Source organism: Massilia sp. Root351 (assembly GCF_001425045.1).
Classification (GTDB): domain Bacteria; phylum Pseudomonadota; class Gammaproteobacteria; order Burkholderiales; family Burkholderiaceae_D; genus Rugamonas.
In genome coordinates, this window is sequence record NZ_LMDJ01000001.1 from 526,901 (window position 1) to 542,811 (window position 15,911).

Genomic DNA, 15,911 nt, shown 5'->3' on the forward strand with positions numbered 1-15,911 from the left:
TTCTTCTCATGCGCGTCAAAACAGCGGCCTAAGATTAGCCATCGATTGCGCGAGGAGAGCATGATGGGTTACATACTGCACGGCACCGACTGGGACGACAACATCGACGGCACCGCCGGCGACGACGACCTGTACGGCTACGCCGGCTACGACTCCCTGTTCGGCGGCCGGGGCGACGATTACCTGAACGGCGGCGCCGGCCTCGACGAGGCCTTCTACAACGGCTACCGCGGCGAATATTCGGTGCTGGCCGACGGCGGACAGTTCTGGGTCAACGACGAGGTCGGCGATGAGGGCCTGGACCTGCTGATGAATGTGGAGCGCCTGAACTTCAAGGACGGGGCGGTGGCGCTGGACATCGACGGCAACGGCGGCGAGGCCTACCGGCTGTACCAGGCCGCTTTCAACCGCGAACCGGACGAAGTGGGGCTGGGCTTCTGGATGGCGCATATGGACCAGGGCTACAGCCTGCGCGCCATCGCGCAGAACTTCGTCACCTCGAACGAGTTCCGCGACACCTACGGCGCCAATGCCAGCAACGCCGAAATCGTGCTGCGCTTCTACTTCAACGTGCTGCACCGCGCGCCCGACCAGGAGGGCTTGAATTTCTGGGTGACCGCGCTGAACACCGGCCAGGCCACCGTGGCCGACGTGCTGACCGGCTTCAGCGAGAGCGCGGAAAACTACGCCCAGCTGATCGGCAAGATGCAGGACGGTATCGACTACCAGCCCTGGGGCTAGGCGCTTCGTCGCGCGCTATTTGCTCAGCATGCGCATGGCCCGCTCCAGCCCTTCGATGGTGAGCGGGAACATGCGGTTGTTCATCAGCTGGCGGATGACGGCGATCGACTGGCGGTACTGCCACAGTCCTTCCGGTTCCGGATTGAGCCAGATGAATTTGGGGAAGGCGTGCGTGAAGCGGCCCAGCCATTCGGCGCCGGCCTCCTCGTTGTTGTATTCGACCGAACCGCCCGGCTGCAGGATTTCGTAGGGGCTCATGGTGGCGTCGCCGACGAAGATCACCTTGGTGTCCGGCGTATATTTGCGCAGCACGTCCCAGGTGGGAAAGCGTTCGGCGTTGCGGCGGCGGTTGTTCTTCCACAGGTAGTCGTACACGCAGTTGTGGAAGTAGAAGAATTCCATGTTCTTGAACTCGGTCTTGGCGGCCGAGAACAGCTCTTCCGTGCGTTCGATGTGGTCGTCCATGGTGCCGCCCACGTCGAGCAGCATCAGCACCTTGATGTTGTTCTTGCGCTCGGGCTGCATCTTGATGTCGAGGAAGCCGGCGTTGTTGGCGGTGGCGCGGATGGTCTGGTCCAGCGCCAGTTCGTCCTCGTGGCCTTCGCGCGCGAACTTGCGCAGGCGGCGCAGGGCCACCTTGATGTTGCGCGTGCCCAGCTCCCGTTCGGAGTCGTAGTCCTTGTAGGCGCGCGCTTCCCACACTTTGACGGCGGTGCGGTTGCCGCCCTTGCCGCCGATGCGCACCCCTTCCGGGTTGGTGCCGCCGTTGCCGAACGGCGAGGTGCCGCCAGTGCCTATCCACTTGCTGCCGCCCTCGTGGCGTTCCTTCTGCTCTTTGAGCAGCTCGTTCAGGCGGTCCATCAGCTTGTCGTAGCCGAATTTTTCCAGCGCGGCCTTCTGCTCCTCGCTCAGCTCGCGCTCCATGCGCTTGATCAGCCAGTCGAGCGGAATCGCGCTGTTGGTTTCAAAGGCGCCGTTGATGCCCTTGAAGTATTGCGCGAAGGCGCGGTCGAACTTGTCGTAGTGGGCTTCGTCCTTCACCAGGGTCAGGCGCGACAGATAGTAGAAATCGTCCATCGAGGCGTCGATGACGTTCTTCTGCATCGCTTCCAGCAAGGTCAAAAACTCCTTGATGGAGACGGGGATCTTCGCGTCTTTCAGCGTGAAGAAAAAATCGATCAGCATGTCACTCTCTATCCAGCTTGTAGCGCAGGTGCGCCTTGATTTCCGGCCATTCGCCGCGCACGATGCTGTACATGACGGTGTCGCGCACGGTGCCGTCGCGGCGCAGCGCGTGGTGACGCAGCACGCCGTCCTTTTTCGCGCCCAGGCGCTCGATGGCGGCCTGCGAGGCGTGGTTGAAGTTATCGGTGCGGAAGCCGACCACGGCGCAGCCCAGCGTTTCGAAGGCGTGTGTCAGCAGCATCAGCTTGCAGCTGGTGTTGACGTAGCTGCGCTGGCGGCTGCGGGCGTACCAGGTGTAGCCGATTTCGGCGCGGTCCAGCGCCGGCACGATGTCGTGGTAGCTGGTGGTGCCCACCACTTCCCCGGTCACGCTGTCGACGACGGCGAAGGCGAAGCGGCCCGGGCGCATTTCCAGCGCCGTGGCGATGTAGCCGTCCACCTGGTCCGGCGCCGGCACGGAGGTGATGCGCAGCTTCCACAGCTCGCCGTCGTGGGCGGCCGCCAGCAGGCCGGCGGCGTGCTGCGGGCCGAGCGGCTCCAGGCGCACGCCGTTCAGTTCCAGCGTGACGGAGGCGAAATTGGCCAGGGCGCTGTTCATCAGCGGTTGGTCCGGTTCATGAACACCAGGCGCTCGAACAGGTGCACGTCCTGCTCGTTCTTCAGCAGCGCGCCGTGCAGCGGCGGCACCACGGCCTTGGCGTCCTTGCTGCGCAGCGCTTCGGGCGGGATGTCCTCGGCCAGCAGCAGCTTGAGCCAGTCCAGGAACTCGGAAGTGGACGGCTTTTTCTTCAGGCCGGGCACGTCGCGCACTTCATAGAAGGTCTGCAGCGCGGTGGCCAGCAATTCCTGCTTCAAGGTGGGGTAGTGCACCTTGACGATTTGCTCCATCGTGTCCTTGTCCGGGAACTTGATGTAGTGGAAGAAGCAGCGGCGCAGGAAGGCGTCCGGCAGTTCCTTTTCGTTGTTGGAAGTGATGATGACCAGCGGGCGGTGCTTGGCCTGGACCATTTCGCGCGTCTCGTAGACGTAGAATTCCATGCGGTCCAGCTCGCGCAGCAGGTCGTTCGGGAACTCGATGTCGGCCTTGTCGATCTCGTCGATCAGCAGCACCACCGGTTCCGGCGCGGTGAACGCCTGCCACAGCACGCCCTTGACGATGTAGTTGTGGATGTCGCGCACGCGCTCGTCGCCCAGCTGCGAATCGCGCAGGCGCGACACGGCGTCGTATTCGTACAGGCCCTGCTGGGCCTTGGTGGTGGACTTGATGTGCCACTGCATCAGCGGCATGTCCAGCGCGGCGGCCACTTCCTCGGCCAGCATGGTCTTGCCGGTGCCCGGTTCGCCCTTGATGAGCAGCGGGCGCTGCAGCGTCAGGGCCGCGTTCACGGCCAGTTTCAGGTCGTTGGTGGCGACGTAGTTGTCGGAACCCTGGAAGCGTTGGCCTTGGCCCTTGTTTGCTTGCATAGAATGGCGTCTCTTAGTGGAAAATGAATCCCCTGAGTATATGCCAGAACGCTATACCACACTGCGGGCGGATGATGTGGACTCGCAACTTGTTATTGGGTTAGAATCGTTGGCTGGTAGTGTAAAAGTCAACTTTTGCGACTACTGTTTCACGCAGTATCAATCACATTACTGACGCTAACCTAGCCATCCACCATGAAAAAAATCTACGCAGTTCTCGTGCTTGCAGGCATCGCCAACGTTGCCGCAGCAGCGGACATCGTTGGAAACGCCAAGGCGGCTCCAGCCAAGATCGAAATGTGTATCGGTTGCCACGGCATCCCCGGCTACAAAGCCACCTTCCCGGAAGTGTTTCAGGTGCCCATGATTGGTGGCCAATCGGCTAAATACATCGAGAACGCGTTGCAAGGCTACAAGAAGGGCGAGCGCAAGCACCCTTCGATGAAGGGCATCGCCGTCAGCCTGTCGGACCAGGATATCGCCGACATCGCTGCCTTCTATTCGCAGCAGACCGCTAAAACCGCGCAGAAATGAGGCCTTACGACATGAAAAAACTGATCATCGCCCTGTTCTGCGCTTCCGCTTCCTTCGCCGCCACCGCCGGCGGCAACATCAACGCCGGCAAGGCACTGGCAGAGAAGTACAGCTGCGCCGCCTGCCACGGCAAGGACTACAATTCGCCGATCGACCCGTCGTATCCGAAGCTGGCCGGCCAGCACAAGGATTACCTGCAGCACGCGCTGACCGCCTACAAGCGCGGCGACGCGCCGAACGGCCGCAGCAACGCCATCATGACCGGCCAGGTCAAGCCGCTGAGCAACCAGGACATCAAAGACCTGGCGGCGTACCTGCACAGCCTGCCAGGCAATATGGTGACGCACCGCTGATTCCGCGCTGCAGCATCAATCGGCCAAAGCCACGCAGCGCGTGGCTTTTTTTATTCCGCCTGCACCGTGAGCCGCTTGATGGCGGCGTTCTTGCCGTAGGTGGCGGAGGCCAGCAGCGGGGCGGGGCAGCGCACGCGGTACAGATAGCTGCGCTCCTCGCCGTCGGTGCTGCGGCGCAGCAGTTCCAGTTGCAGCGGGGCCGGGCAGGGGCGCAGCAGCGCCGCTTCCGCCGTGCCCGCGCCAGCGCCCCTGCGCGCCAGCGCGGCGGCCACTTCCCTGGTCACTTCCGGCTCGGCATCCTCGATGGGCGCAGCGGCGGCCGCGGCCGCTGTGCGCTGCGCCTGGGCGGCCGGCATGGCGCAGCCGGCGGCCAGCGCGCAGGTCAATGTCAGGGATAGCACTCGTCGCATGGGCTTCGCTCCTTGTAAAGTTGGCCCATCTTAGCCCGAGTTCGGGCGCCCTCCAAATTGTCTCAAATTGAACAAAGCGCGGCGTTCTGTCTAAAAAGGCCTGCTTTTACAACGGCGCAAAACGCGTGGCTATACTCGGCTGGCAGCCATATGCACCAGCATATGCCCCCTTATTTGCACACCACCGAACTGATAGGAGTCGTTGCCGCATGCGCCACTTTGCCCGTCCCATCCTCGCATCCCTGATCGTCCTCGCCTACGCCGGCGCCGCCCACGCGGACAGCCGCTCGGTGGACAACCTGACCTTGTTCTCCAACACCAAGGCCGGCTCGGCCGAGGACGCGCTGCGCCAGAACGCGGCCCGCTTCGGCCTGCCCGCTTCGCTCAAGAACCTGGAACTGGTGAAAGTGCAAGAGTCGCTGACCGGCAAGCACTACCACTACCAGCAAATGCTGCGCGGCCTGCCGGTGGACCGGGCCGTCATCATCGTGTCGATCGGCAAGGGCGGCCAGTTGCAGAAGATCTTCAACGAAACCCGCCACATCTCGGACGAGGTGGACGCCAAGGCCGTCAACCAGCTGTACAACCAGTCGCACATCTCGGAAGAGCAGGCGCTGGACAAGGGCTGGAACAACATGAAGGTGCAGCACCCGCTGGTGGACGTGCCGCGCACCGAGCTGGTGTGGGTGCCGAGCAAGGACGGCGTGCAGCTGGCGCGCAAGGTCAGCATCGAAGCGCAGATGCCGACCGGCGGTTTCGTGCAGTACCTGAACGCGCACGACGGCAGCGTCATCGATTCCTACTCCACCTCCATCCCGCGCAAGGGCGAGCGCTCGCTGGCGGCGCGCGCCACAGTGGGCGGTCCGGTGCTGGACCGCCGCAGCGCCATGAAGGCGGCCAGCGACACCCAGGCGGCCCGCACTTCGCTGCGCGCTTCGGCGCCGGTCGCCGCGCTGGCGCCGTCCGGCATCAACGGTTCCGGCTACGCCTTCGATCCCGATCCGCGCACCGCGCTGGCCACCGAGGCGCTGACCGACACGTCGGCCGCGTCCGCCTTCGACGCCGGCTACTCGAACAAATCGCTGCGCGACCTGACCGTGGTGGGCAGCAACTACACGCTGACCGGCCCCTACGTGAACATCAAGAACATCGAAGCGCCCAACACCGCGCCGTCGACCACCACCAACGGCGTGTGGACGGCCAAGCGCGGCAGCAACGCCTTTGACGACACCAACGTCTATTTCCATCTGGACCAGAACCAGCGCTACATCCAGTCGCTGGGCTTCACCGGCACCAAGTCCATCATCAACCGTCCGTTCGACGTCGACACGGACGGCCTGAACGGCGACGACAACTCGCACTACAGCTATAGCGGCAGCACCGACTACCTGGCCTTCGGCCACGGCTGCGTGAACGACAGCGAGGACGCGGACGTGATCCTGCACGAGTACGGCCACGGCATCCACCGCAACATCAACTCCGGCTGGAGCGGCGGCGACACCGGCGCCATGGGCGAAGGCTTCGGCGACTACTGGGCCGCGTCCTACTCGTACAGCACTCCCAACGGCAAGACCTTCCACCCGGAATGGGCCTTCAGCTGGGACGGCCACGGCGCCTGCTGGGCCGGCCGCATGCTGAACCGCACCGATGCCAAGTACAACAGCAGCAAGACTTACGGCGCGCACCAGTCGGTGACCGAAGGCGGCGTCTCGTTCTCGTCCGACGAACTGTGGTCGGCGCCGCTGTACCAGTCCATGGTGGCGCTGATCGCGGCCGGCAAGCCGCGCGGCAATATCGACCAGATCATCCTGGAAGCGCACTTCGGCCTGGGCAGCAACATCAAGATGCCGGCCATGGCCACGGCCATCGTCAACGCGGCCAAGACGCTGTACCCGGCCGACCTGACTTATGCCAACACCTTCCAGGCCAAGTTCGAGGCGCAGAACATCCTGTCGTCCACGCCGAGCGGCCCGAGCGTGGCCGAAACCGAGAGCAACAACACCACCGCCACCGCGCAAGTGATCGCCACGGCCGGCACCACGGTGAACGGCACCATCAGCGCCAACTCGGATGTGGATTACTACAAGGTGACCTTGCCAGCAGGCAAGACGCTGACGCTGACCCTGACCCCGAACGCCGCCTCGGATTACGATCTGGAACTGTACAACAGCGCCGGCACCAAGCTGACCTCCAGCACCAAGGGCACCGGCCAGGTGGACACCGTGACCAGCACGGCGTCCGGCGTGCTGTACGCCAAGGTGATCCGCTACAGCGGCGGCACCGGTTCGACCAACGGCAAGTACACGCTGTCGGCCGGCTGGTAATGTTGGGGTAGCAAAGAAACAACCCGCCGCGGCGGGTTGTTTCGCGTCAGCGCGCCGCGCGGCGCTGCACCGCTTCGATGTAGGCCAGCCCGTCCAGCGGCTGGCCGCTGCGCTGGGCGTTCCAGATCATCTCGCCCAGGCATTCCATGATCTGGTGCTGGGCCTCGTGCGCCGAGTCCAGTTTCAGGGTCAGCGCCGTGGCGGCCGCGCGGATGCCGGGTGGCTGGTCGATCGAGATCTGCTCGTCGATCGACAAGTGCATGGACAGGTGCAGGAAGGGATTGGTCTGGCCGGTATCGACGGAGTAGTCGCGCGCCAGGGCCGCTTCCACGTCGCTCAGGATGTCTTCGTATTCGGGATGGTGGCGGATCCAGTCGCCCGCCATGGTTTCCAGCGGCGTCAGGATGTCGTTGGCGCGCTGCTTCTGGAACACGGCGCAGAAGAAGCGCCGCACGTCGTCGGAGGAGGGATTAAACATGGGCGGTATTGTACCCCGGCATAAAAAAACGGACGCGCGAGCGTCCGTTTTTGCCTAGTCCTGGCCCGGCAGTACGATGCGGGGCGTGTCGGCCGCGCAATCGCAGGGATCGCCGCCCACCAGCTCCGGCGCGCCCACCGCGGCCGCTGCGTTGGCGGCGTTGGCCGCCACGGCAGCGCTGGCGATGCTTGCCTTGCTGGCATTGCTGCCAACATTGCCAGTGTTGCCATTATTTCCGCTATTGCCGCCGCCATTCCTGGGAGCATGCGGCTGGCGCAGGTAGCGCGACGTGTGGTGGCGGTTACCGTTGCCGTTGCCATGCGCCGGCCACGTCAGGAAACGCGACAATTCCTGCAGCGCGCGCTGGTAGACGTCGCGCTTGAACTCGATCACCACATCCAGCGGCACCCAGTACTCATGCCAGCGCCACGCGTCGAACTCGGGATGGTCGGTCAGGCGCAGGTTCACGTCGTTGTCGCGCGCACACATGCGCAGCAGGAACCAGATCTGCTTCTGGCCACGGTAATGGCCGCGAATTTCGCGCTTGATGAAGTGGTCGGGCACCTCGTAGCGCAGCCAGTCGCGGGTGCGGCCGACAATCTTGACGTGTTCCGCCCGTAAGCCTATTTCTTCCTCCAGCTCCCTGTACATTGCCTGTTCAGGCGTTTCGCCGTACTTGATCCCGCCTTGCGGGAACTGCCATGAGTGCTCGCGCACCCGCTTGCCCCACCACACCTCGTTATGGGCGTTCAGCAGGATGATGCCGACGTTGGGCCGAAACCCTTCACGGTCGAGCATGTTGCACCTCAAACTTTCTGCTTGCAGTACGTCCTTCTTATATTTTTGCCCACAAACCTGCGCGCCAGCCCGGTTTTCGGGGTACGAAAACCGTCGGCGGGCCATCTAATGAACGCATTTGTATAAAGTATGGACGCATCAGCCAGCTAATCCTTTAAAATTAGGTTGATTATAACTCTCTCTTTTTAAAAAGAATTCACCGTATGCGTGCCTCCCGATTTTTTATTTCAACTCTCAAAGAAGCGCCTGCCGACGCCGAGATCGTCAGCCACAAATTGATGATGCGCGCAGGCATGATCAAGCGCCTGGGCTCCGGTATCTACACCTATATGCCGATGGGCCTGAAGGTGATCCGCAAGGTCGAAGCCATCGTGCGCGAAGAGATGAACAATGCCGCCGCCATTGAGCTGCTGATGCCGCTGGTGCAGCCGGCCGAGCTGTGGCAGGAGACGGGCCGCTGGGACAAGATGGGCGCCGAACTGATGCGCGTGAAGGACCGTCACGGCCGCGAGTTCGCCATCCAGCCGACTTCCGAGGAAGTGATCACCGATGTTGTTCGCTCGGAAATTAAATCCTACAAGCAGCTTCCGTTGAATTTTTACCACATCCAGACCAAGTTCCGCGACGAGCGCCGTCCGCGTTTCGGCCTGATGCGCGGCCGCGAGTTCACCATGAAGGATGCCTATTCCTTCGACCGCGACCTGGCCGGCATGCAGCAGTCGTACCAGGTCATGTTCGACGCCTACACCCGCATCTTCACCCGCTTCGGCCTGAAGTTCCGCGCGGTGGCGGCCGACAACGGCGCCATCGGCGGCACCGGTTCGCATGAATTCCACGTGATCGCCTCCACCGGCGAGGACGCGCTGGTGTACTGCCCGACCTCGGACTACGCGGCCAATATGGAAGCGGCCGAGGCGCTGGCGGCCGGCACCCGCCCGGCGCCCGGCGCCGAGCTGGTGAAAACCGCCACGCCGAAGGCAGCCAAGTGCGAAGACGTGGCCAAGCTGCTGGGCACCGAGCTGAGCAAAACGCTGAAGACGCTGGCGCTGACGGTCGAGCAGGAAGGCAAGGACGGCAAGGCCGGCAGCAAGCAATACTTCATGCTGCTGCTGCGCGGCGACCATGAGCTGAACGAAATCAAGGTGGCCAAGGTGCCGGGCCTGGCCGGCCACCGCTTCTCCACCGAAGCGGAAATCCTGGAAGTGTACGGCTGCGTGCCGGGCTACCTGGGCCCGATCGGCACCAAGGCGCCGGTCACCGTGGTGGCCGACCGCAGCGTGGCCAACATGGCCGACTTCATCACCGGCGCCAACGAGGAAGACTTCCACTACACCGGCGCCAACTGGGGCCGCGACGTGGCCGAGCCCGCCATCGTGGCCGACTTGCGCAACGTGGTCGAGGGCGATCCTTCGCCGGACGGCAAGGGCGTGCTGGCGGTCGAGCGCGGCATCGAAGTGGGCCACGTGTTCCAGCTGGGCACGGCGTACTCGGAATCGATGAAAGCCACCTTCCTGGACGAGAACGGCAAGGCCGCGCCGCTGCAGATGGGCTGCTACGGCATCGGCGTGACCCGCATCCTGGGCGCCGCCATCGAGCAGAACTTCGACGACAAGGGCATCATCTGGCCGACCTCGCTGGCCCCGTTCGAGCTGGTGCTGTGCCCGATGGGCTATGACCGCAGCGAACTGGTCAAGGAAGAGACCGACAAGCTGTACGCCGCCGCCCAGGCAGCCGGCATCGACGTCATCGTGGACGACCGCGGTCTGCGCCCGGGCGCCATGTTCGCCGACTGGGAACTGATCGGCGTGCCGCACCGCGTGGTGATCGGCGAGCGCGGCCTGAAGGAAGGCAACCTGGAATACCAGGGCCGCCGCGACGCCGAAGCGACCGCCGTGCCGCTGGCCGAGGTGGTGGAATTCATCAAAGGCAAAGTGCAGCAGTGAGCACCATCAGCCAACAGCGCAAGGGCGCGGAACGGCGCCGGTTCTGGGCCCGCCCGCTGCGCTGGTGGCACGTGCTGGCGTTCTCGACCGGCGTGCTGAGCGCGCCGTTCGGCTTTGCCGGCAACCAGCAGGAAGAAGCGCTGGCCGACTCGGTGCGGCTGGCGCTGTCGAACGCCATCCTGGACGCCCGTCCGCCCAAGCCCTCTTTTTCCAACGCGGCCGACCGCCAGCGCTATGAACTGTGGCTGGCGCAGATGTCGGCGCGCCTGAAGCGCAAGCTGCCCGACGAACAGCTGCGCACCGAGTTCCTGGAAACGGCGTGGTACGAGGCGCGCCGCGCCGGGCTGGAGCCGGGGCTGGTGCTGGGGCTGATCCAGGTGGAGTCGGCCTACCGCAAATACGCGGTGTCGGTGGTGGGCGCGCGCGGCTACATGCAGGTGATGCCGTTCTGGACCAATGTGATCGGCGACCGCGACCGCCGCAAGCTGTTCAACATGCAGACCAATCTGCGCTACGGCTGCGCCATCCTGCGCATGTACATCGACATGGAGCGCGGCAACCTGTTCCTGGCGCTGGGCCGCTACAACGGTTCGCGCGGCCGGCCCGACTATCCGAACGCCGTGCTGGCGGCCTGGAACAACTGGAAAGTCACTCCGCCTATCTGATTCTCCACAGCACCGTTTTCAGATAAGATGGCTGCCTTTGCAACTTGAAGGTGGGCCATGGAAAATCGGATTCAGCGTGCGGCGGCAGGGCTTGCCATTACCGCGATTGCAGTTTCACTGTCCGGCTGCGCCGGCACCGGCTCGCGGCAGCCAGGCCCGCAAGCCGAGGCGCCCGTGCCGCCCGCCATGCCGGCTGCATCCACGGCGCTCAAGCACATCATCTTCCTGGTCGGCGACGGCATGGGCTTCAACACGCTCACCGCCGCGCGCAACTACGCGGTGGGCGAGTCGGGCGACCTGGCCATCGACACGCTGCCCGAGTCGGCTTACGTAAAGACCTATTCCAGCGATATGCAGGTGACCGACACGGCCGCCGCCATGTCGGCCTACATGACGGGCGTGAAGACCAACAACGGCCAACTGGCCGTGACCGGTTGCGCGCCGGCCGGCGGCGCCGCGCCGCGCGCGCCAGCCACGCTGCTGGAGCTGGCGCGCAAGCGCGGCTGGGCGGCCGGCGTGGTCAACGCGGCCAGCGTCACCGATCCGCTGACGGCGGCCGGTTACGCGCACACCTGCCAGGCCGCGCGCAGCGAGGACATCGCCGCCGCGCTGGTGCCGGGCGGCGCAGGCTACAACGAACAGTTGGTGGGCGGCCTGGACCTGGTGCTGGGCGGCGGCGCCCAGCACTTCCACAAGCGTGCCGACGGCCGCGACCTGCTGGCCGAACTGCGCGGCCAGGGCTACACGCAAGTGGCCGACTCGGCCGCGCTGGCGGCGCTCGCAGCGTCGGCGCCCGCCGTATCGCCCGCGCCTGCGGTCGCCGGCCAGCGCGTGATCGGCCTGTTCAATGGCGCGCTGCACGCGCCGTCCGCCACCGCTTCCGCCGCCGTGCCGGCGAACGGCAAGGAGCCTTCGCTGCCGGCCATGACCTCGGCCGCAATCGACCTGCTGGCCAAGAGCGGCAAGGGTTTCTTCCTGGTGGTGGGCAACGGCCAGATCGGCCAGGCGCAGCGCGCATCGACCGCGCGCCGCGCGCTCGATGAAACCGTGGCGCTGGACGCCGCGCTGAAAACGGCCATCGACAAGATGCAGGCCATCGACCCCGGCCTGAAGCGCACCCTGATCGTCATGACCGCCAGCAGCGACAGCACCTTGATCCTGAACGGCTATTCGATCCGCACCGGCAAGACCACCGCCACCGAACCGGGTGTGCTGGGCCTGGTGCGCAAGTACACGGACGGCAAATACTACAAGGACCTGGACGACGTGCCCTACACCATCATCGGCTACGGCAACGGCGTGAACCGGGTCAAGGGCAGCCGCGCCGGCGGCTCGCTGCTGAGCGACGCCATCGTGACGGAGCCGAACTACCGCCAGGAAGCGACGGTGCGCATGGCGCCGGGCGCCACCACCAATGGCGGCACCGACGTCTACCTGGGCGCCATCGGCGCGCGCGCGGCCGACTTCCGCGGCACGATCGAGAACACCCAGGTGCACACGCTGATCAAGAACGCAGCCGGCTGGTAAAGGATAACAACAATATGAAACGCAATCTGATCATCTCCGCGCTGCTGGCCGCCGCTGCCGCATCCGCCCACGTGCACGCCGGCGAAGCGAAGAACGTCATCTTCTTCCTCGGCGACGGCATGGGCCCGACCGCCATCACCGCCGCGCGCATCTACCAGTACAAGGAAGTAGGCCTGCTCAAGTTCGAGCGCCTGGAGCGCGTGGCGCGCATCAAGACCTATTCGCAGGACGCGCAAACCACCGACAGCGCGCCCTCCATGGGCTCCTACATGACCGGCGTGAAGATCCAGAACGAAGTGATCTCCATGTCGTCCGACACCAAGGCCATGGCGCCGAAGAAGGACGCGCACGGCAATCCCACCATCGACACCTGCGCCGCCGGCAACGGCCGGGCCGCTGTGACGATACTGGAACTGGCCAAGGCGCACGGCAAGGCCGTGGGCGCGGTCACCACCACCGAAGCGACGCACGCCACGCCGGCCTCCACCTACGCGCACAGCTGCCACCGCAGCAGCGGCTACGCCATCGCGGTGCAGGCGGTGCCGGGCGGCGCGGGCTACAATCCGGCGCTGGGCGACGGGCTGGACGTGCTGATGGGCGGCGGCCGCCACCACTTCACGCCCTACAGCGCCGACAACACCAAGGGCCGCGCCGATGGCCGCGACCTGCTGGCCGAACTGGCCGCGCGCGGCTACGCGGTGGCCACCGACCGCACCCAGATGGAAGCGGCCAAGCCGGGCCGGAAGTTCATCGGCCTGTATGCCAAGGAGGACCACCTGGCCTATGAGCTCGAGCGCGGCGCGCGCAATCCGAAAGGCGAGGCGGCCACGCAGCCGTCGCTGTCGGAGATGACCTCCAAGGCCATCACGCTGCTGTCGGCCAAGCCGGAAGGCTTCTTCCTGATGGTCGAAGGCGGCAAGATCGACCACGGCCTGCACGATTCGAACGCCAAGCACGCGCTGGTGGACCTGGTGGCGTTCGACGACGCCATCCAGACCGCGATCGACCGCATGCAGCTGCTCGATCCGGGCTTGCGCAACACGCTGATCGTCATCACGGCGGACCACGACCACACGCTGGCCTTCAACGGCACCGCGCGGCGCGGCAACCCCATCCTGGACATCGTGCGCAACGCGGACGGCACGCCGGCGCGGGATGCCGACGGCCGCACCTACACCGCGCTGGCCTTCGGCAATGGTCCGAACCGGCCCAACGAGCGCGCCGACGTGGCCAGCGAGACCGCGCTGGGCGACCACTACCACCAGGAGACGGGCATCCGTATCAAGGGTGAAACGCACGGCGGCGGCGACGTCAAGCTGTACGCCACCGGCGCCGGCGCGCAGGCGTTCAAGGGCACCATGGAGAACACCAGGGTGTTCGATCTGATGAAGGCCGCGTTCGGCTTCAAATAGGACGGGGCAAAAGCGGGAGGCGAAAAAAAAGGCCCCGGCCGCGCGTGCGACGGGGGCTTTAGTGTGCGCTGCGCACGCGCAGGCTCTTATTTCAAGTGATCGGAGATCAGCTTGGTCATTTCGAACATGGACACTTGGGCTTTGCCGCCGAAGACGGCTTTGAGCTTGTCGTCTGCATTGATCATGCGGCGGTTGGCCGCGTCTTGCAGATTCAGCTTCTTGATGTAGTCCCACACTTTCTTGGTGACTTCGGTGCGCGGCAGCGGGGAGGCGCCTACCACGGCGGCCAGCGAAGCCGATGGGGTCAGTTCCTTCATGAAGGCGGCGTTGGGCTTGCGAGGTGCTGCGGCTTTCTTGGCGGCGGCAGGTTTGGCGGCGGCGGTTTTAGCCGGAGCTGCTTTTTTGGCCGCAGGCTTTGCTGCTGCTGCTTTCTTTGCTGGTGCTGCTGGGGTTTTCTTGGCTGTTGCCATATTCGAGCCTCCTTAACGAACACAGGGAAAAGTTGCGCAATTCAATCGCACGGCTAATATTGGTGGGGATTTGCCGACTATGCAAGTGTTTTTCGTGTTTTTTCTCGGAAACGCCACGCAAGGGCAAAGGAAGCGCAAAGGGGCCAGGGTTAATTAAATAACCCTGGCCCCTTTTTGCCGCGATGCACCGGATTAGCGCAGGCCCGGCATCATGCCCTTCATCGAGCGCATCATCTTCATCATGCCGCCGCCCGAGAGCTTTTTCATCATGGTCTGCATCTGCTCGAACTGGTTCAGCATGCGGTTGACTTCCTGCACCTGCACGCCGGCGCCGGCGGCGATGCGGCGCTTGCGGGTGGCTTTGATCAGCTCCGGCTTGGCGCGTTCGGCCGGCGTCATCGAGTCGATGATGCCCACCATGCGGCGCACCTGCTTGTCGGCCTGGTCCATGTTGGCGCCGCCGGCGGCCTGCTGGAACTGGGCCGGCAGCTTGTCGACCAGGCTGGCCATGCCGCCCATTTTCTTCATCTGGCCCAGCTGGGCCTTGAAGTCGTTCATGTCGAACTTGCCGCCCGACTTGACCTTGGCGGCCAGGTCGGCGGCCGCTTTCGCGTCCACCCCTTTGCGCGCCTCTTCCACCAGCGCCATGATGTCGCCCATGCCCAGCACGCGGCTGGCCATGCGGGCCGCGTCGAACGGTTCCAGGCCGTCCAGCTTTTCGGACACGCCGGCGAACTTGATCGGCTTGCCCGTCACGTGGCGCACCGACAGCGCGGCGCCGCCGCGCGAGTCGCCGTCCAGCTTCGTCAGCACGATGCCGGTCAGCGGCAGCGCGTCGTTGAAGGCCTTGGCGGTGTTGATGGCGTCCTGGCCCAGCATGGCGTCGACCACGAACAGGGTTTCGATCGGTTTCACCGCCGCGTGCACGGCGGCGATTTCCTTCATCATCTCCTCGTCGATGCCGAGGCGGCCGGCGGTGTCGATGATCAGCACGTCGTGGTAGTGCTTCCTGGCCCAGTCCAGCGCGGCCAGCGCGATGTCGACCGGCTTGTCCTGCGCGGTGGAGGGGAAGAAGTCGGCGCCGACCTGGCCGGTCACCGATTGCAGCTGGGCGATCGCGGCGGGACGGTACACGTCGGCCGAGACGGTCAGCACTTTCTTCTTCTTTTCTTCCTTCAGGTACTTGGCCAGCTTGCCGACGGTGGTGGTTTTACCCACACCCTGCAGGCCGGCCATCAGGATGATGGCCGGCGGCTGCTGCGCGAACGACAGCTGCGACGCTTCCGGACCGAGGTCGGCGCCCATCAGGGCGGCCAGCTCGCGCTGCACCACGCCCACCAGGGCCTGGCCCGGCGTGAGCGAGGACAGCACCTCTTCGCCGAGGGCTTTTTCCTTGACCTTGGCGATGAACTCGCGCACGGCCGGCAGGGCGACGTCGGCCTCGAGCAGCGCCATGCGCACTTCGCGCAGCATCTCGGCGGTGTTGGCTTCGGTCAGGCGCGCCTCGCCGCGCATGGTCTTGACGACCTTGGCAAGGCGCTGGGTCAGATTGTCTAGCATGGTCAACCTACTAATTAATATGCATGGTCCGGCGGCAGGCCGGAAAG

At 64.7% G+C, this 15,911-nt stretch carries 16 protein-coding genes; 8 read left to right on the forward strand and 8 right to left on the reverse strand.

The window, feature by feature from the left end:
• Window positions 1–60: 60 nt before the first annotated feature.
• A complete protein-coding gene (locus tag ASD15_RS02355; protein WP_082551498.1) occupies window positions 61–741 on the forward strand; it encodes a DUF4214 domain-containing protein in 681 nt (226 codons plus the stop codon).
• Window positions 742–756: 15 nt separating this feature from the next.
• On the opposite strand, the gene ASD15_RS02360 is transcribed toward ASD15_RS02355, so the two are convergent.
• Genes ASD15_RS02360 through ASD15_RS02370 form a run of 3 tightly spaced genes read right to left on the reverse strand, consistent with a single transcriptional unit; the run spans window position 757 to window position 3,390 of the window.
• The gene (locus tag ASD15_RS02360) at window positions 757–1,926 is read right to left on the reverse strand and encodes a VWA domain-containing protein (RefSeq protein ID WP_057153126.1); all 1,170 of its coding nucleotides are present in this window, start codon (window positions 1,924–1,926) and stop codon (window positions 757–759) included.
• 1 nt (window position 1,927) lies between these two features.
• Entirely contained in the window at window positions 1,928–2,524 is a 597-nt protein-coding gene (locus tag ASD15_RS02365; RefSeq protein WP_057153127.1) for a GNAT family N-acetyltransferase, read from the reverse strand.
• Window positions 2,524–3,390, reverse strand: a complete 867-nt coding sequence (locus ASD15_RS02370) for a MoxR family ATPase (protein ID WP_057153128.1) — start codon at window positions 3,388–3,390, stop codon at window positions 2,524–2,526. The genes ASD15_RS02365 and ASD15_RS02370 overlap by 1 nt, the downstream gene beginning before the upstream one ends.
• A 195-nt stretch (window positions 3,391–3,585) precedes the next feature.
• On the opposite strand from ASD15_RS02370, the gene ASD15_RS02375 reads away from it, so the two are divergent.
• Both ASD15_RS02375 and ASD15_RS02380 read left to right on the forward strand, forming a co-directional pair.
• On the forward strand, window positions 3,586–3,924 hold the full coding sequence (locus ASD15_RS02375) for a cytochrome c (protein WP_057153129.1): 339 nt from the start codon (window positions 3,586–3,588) through the stop codon (window positions 3,922–3,924).
• Window positions 3,925–3,935: 11 nt separating this feature from the next.
• Window positions 3,936–4,277 carry a cytochrome c gene (locus tag ASD15_RS02380; protein WP_057153130.1) on the forward strand — a complete coding sequence of 114 codons (342 nt, stop codon included), beginning with the start codon at window positions 3,936–3,938 and terminating at the stop codon, window positions 4,275–4,277.
• A 50-nt stretch (window positions 4,278–4,327) separates the two neighbouring features.
• Here the strand turns inward: ASD15_RS02380 and ASD15_RS02385 are convergent, their stop codons facing one another.
• A complete protein-coding gene (locus tag ASD15_RS02385) occupies window positions 4,328–4,687 on the reverse strand; it encodes a hypothetical protein (RefSeq protein WP_057153131.1) in 360 nt (119 codons plus the stop codon).
• 209 nt (window positions 4,688–4,896) lie between these two features.
• On the opposite strand from ASD15_RS02385, the gene ASD15_RS02390 reads away from it, so the two are divergent.
• Window positions 4,897–7,011, forward strand: coding sequence for a M36 family metallopeptidase (locus ASD15_RS02390; protein WP_057153132.1), 2,115 nt, complete (start codon window positions 4,897–4,899; stop codon window positions 7,009–7,011).
• 46 nt (window positions 7,012–7,057) lie between these two features.
• Here ASD15_RS02390 and ASD15_RS02395 read toward each other — a convergent pair whose 3' ends face one another.
• Both ASD15_RS02395 and ASD15_RS02400 read right to left on the reverse strand, forming a co-directional pair.
• Window positions 7,058–7,489, reverse strand: coding sequence for a DUF1841 family protein (locus ASD15_RS02395; RefSeq protein WP_057153133.1), 432 nt, complete (start codon window positions 7,487–7,489; stop codon window positions 7,058–7,060).
• 54 nt (window positions 7,490–7,543) lie between these two features.
• Window positions 7,544–8,287, reverse strand: coding sequence for an RNA pyrophosphohydrolase (locus tag ASD15_RS02400; RefSeq protein WP_229418033.1), 744 nt, complete (start codon window positions 8,285–8,287; stop codon window positions 7,544–7,546).
• Between the two features lie 203 nt (window positions 8,288–8,490).
• On the opposite strand from ASD15_RS02400, the gene ASD15_RS02405 reads away from it, so the two are divergent.
• Genes ASD15_RS02405 through ASD15_RS02420 form a run of 4 tightly spaced genes read left to right on the forward strand, consistent with a single transcriptional unit; the run spans window position 8,491 to window position 13,834 of the window.
• Window positions 8,491–10,230 carry a proline--tRNA ligase gene (locus ASD15_RS02405; RefSeq protein WP_057153134.1) on the forward strand — a complete coding sequence of 580 codons (1,740 nt, stop codon included), beginning with the start codon at window positions 8,491–8,493 and terminating at the stop codon, window positions 10,228–10,230.
• A gap of 56 nt (window positions 10,231–10,286) precedes the next feature.
• Window positions 10,287–10,895, forward strand: a complete 609-nt coding sequence (locus ASD15_RS02410; protein WP_057153659.1) for a lytic transglycosylase domain-containing protein — start codon at window positions 10,287–10,289, stop codon at window positions 10,893–10,895.
• 57 nt (window positions 10,896–10,952) lie between these two features.
• Entirely contained in the window at window positions 10,953–12,422 is a 1,470-nt protein-coding gene (locus ASD15_RS02415; protein ID WP_057153135.1) for an alkaline phosphatase, read from the forward strand.
• A gap of 14 nt (window positions 12,423–12,436) precedes the next feature.
• The gene (locus tag ASD15_RS02420) at window positions 12,437–13,834 is read left to right on the forward strand and encodes an alkaline phosphatase (RefSeq protein ID WP_057153136.1); all 1,398 of its coding nucleotides are present in this window, start codon (window positions 12,437–12,439) and stop codon (window positions 13,832–13,834) included.
• An 86-nt stretch (window positions 13,835–13,920) separates the two neighbouring features.
• On the opposite strand, the gene ASD15_RS31500 is transcribed toward ASD15_RS02420, so the two are convergent.
• The gene (locus ASD15_RS31500; protein ID WP_082551499.1) at window positions 13,921–14,304 is read right to left on the reverse strand and encodes an SWIB/MDM2 domain-containing protein; all 384 of its coding nucleotides are present in this window, start codon (window positions 14,302–14,304) and stop codon (window positions 13,921–13,923) included.
• A 192-nt stretch (window positions 14,305–14,496) separates the two neighbouring features.
• A complete protein-coding gene (gene ffh, locus ASD15_RS02430) occupies window positions 14,497–15,864 on the reverse strand; it encodes a signal recognition particle protein (RefSeq protein WP_057153663.1) in 1,368 nt (455 codons plus the stop codon).
• Window positions 15,865–15,911: the final 47 nt, after the last annotated feature.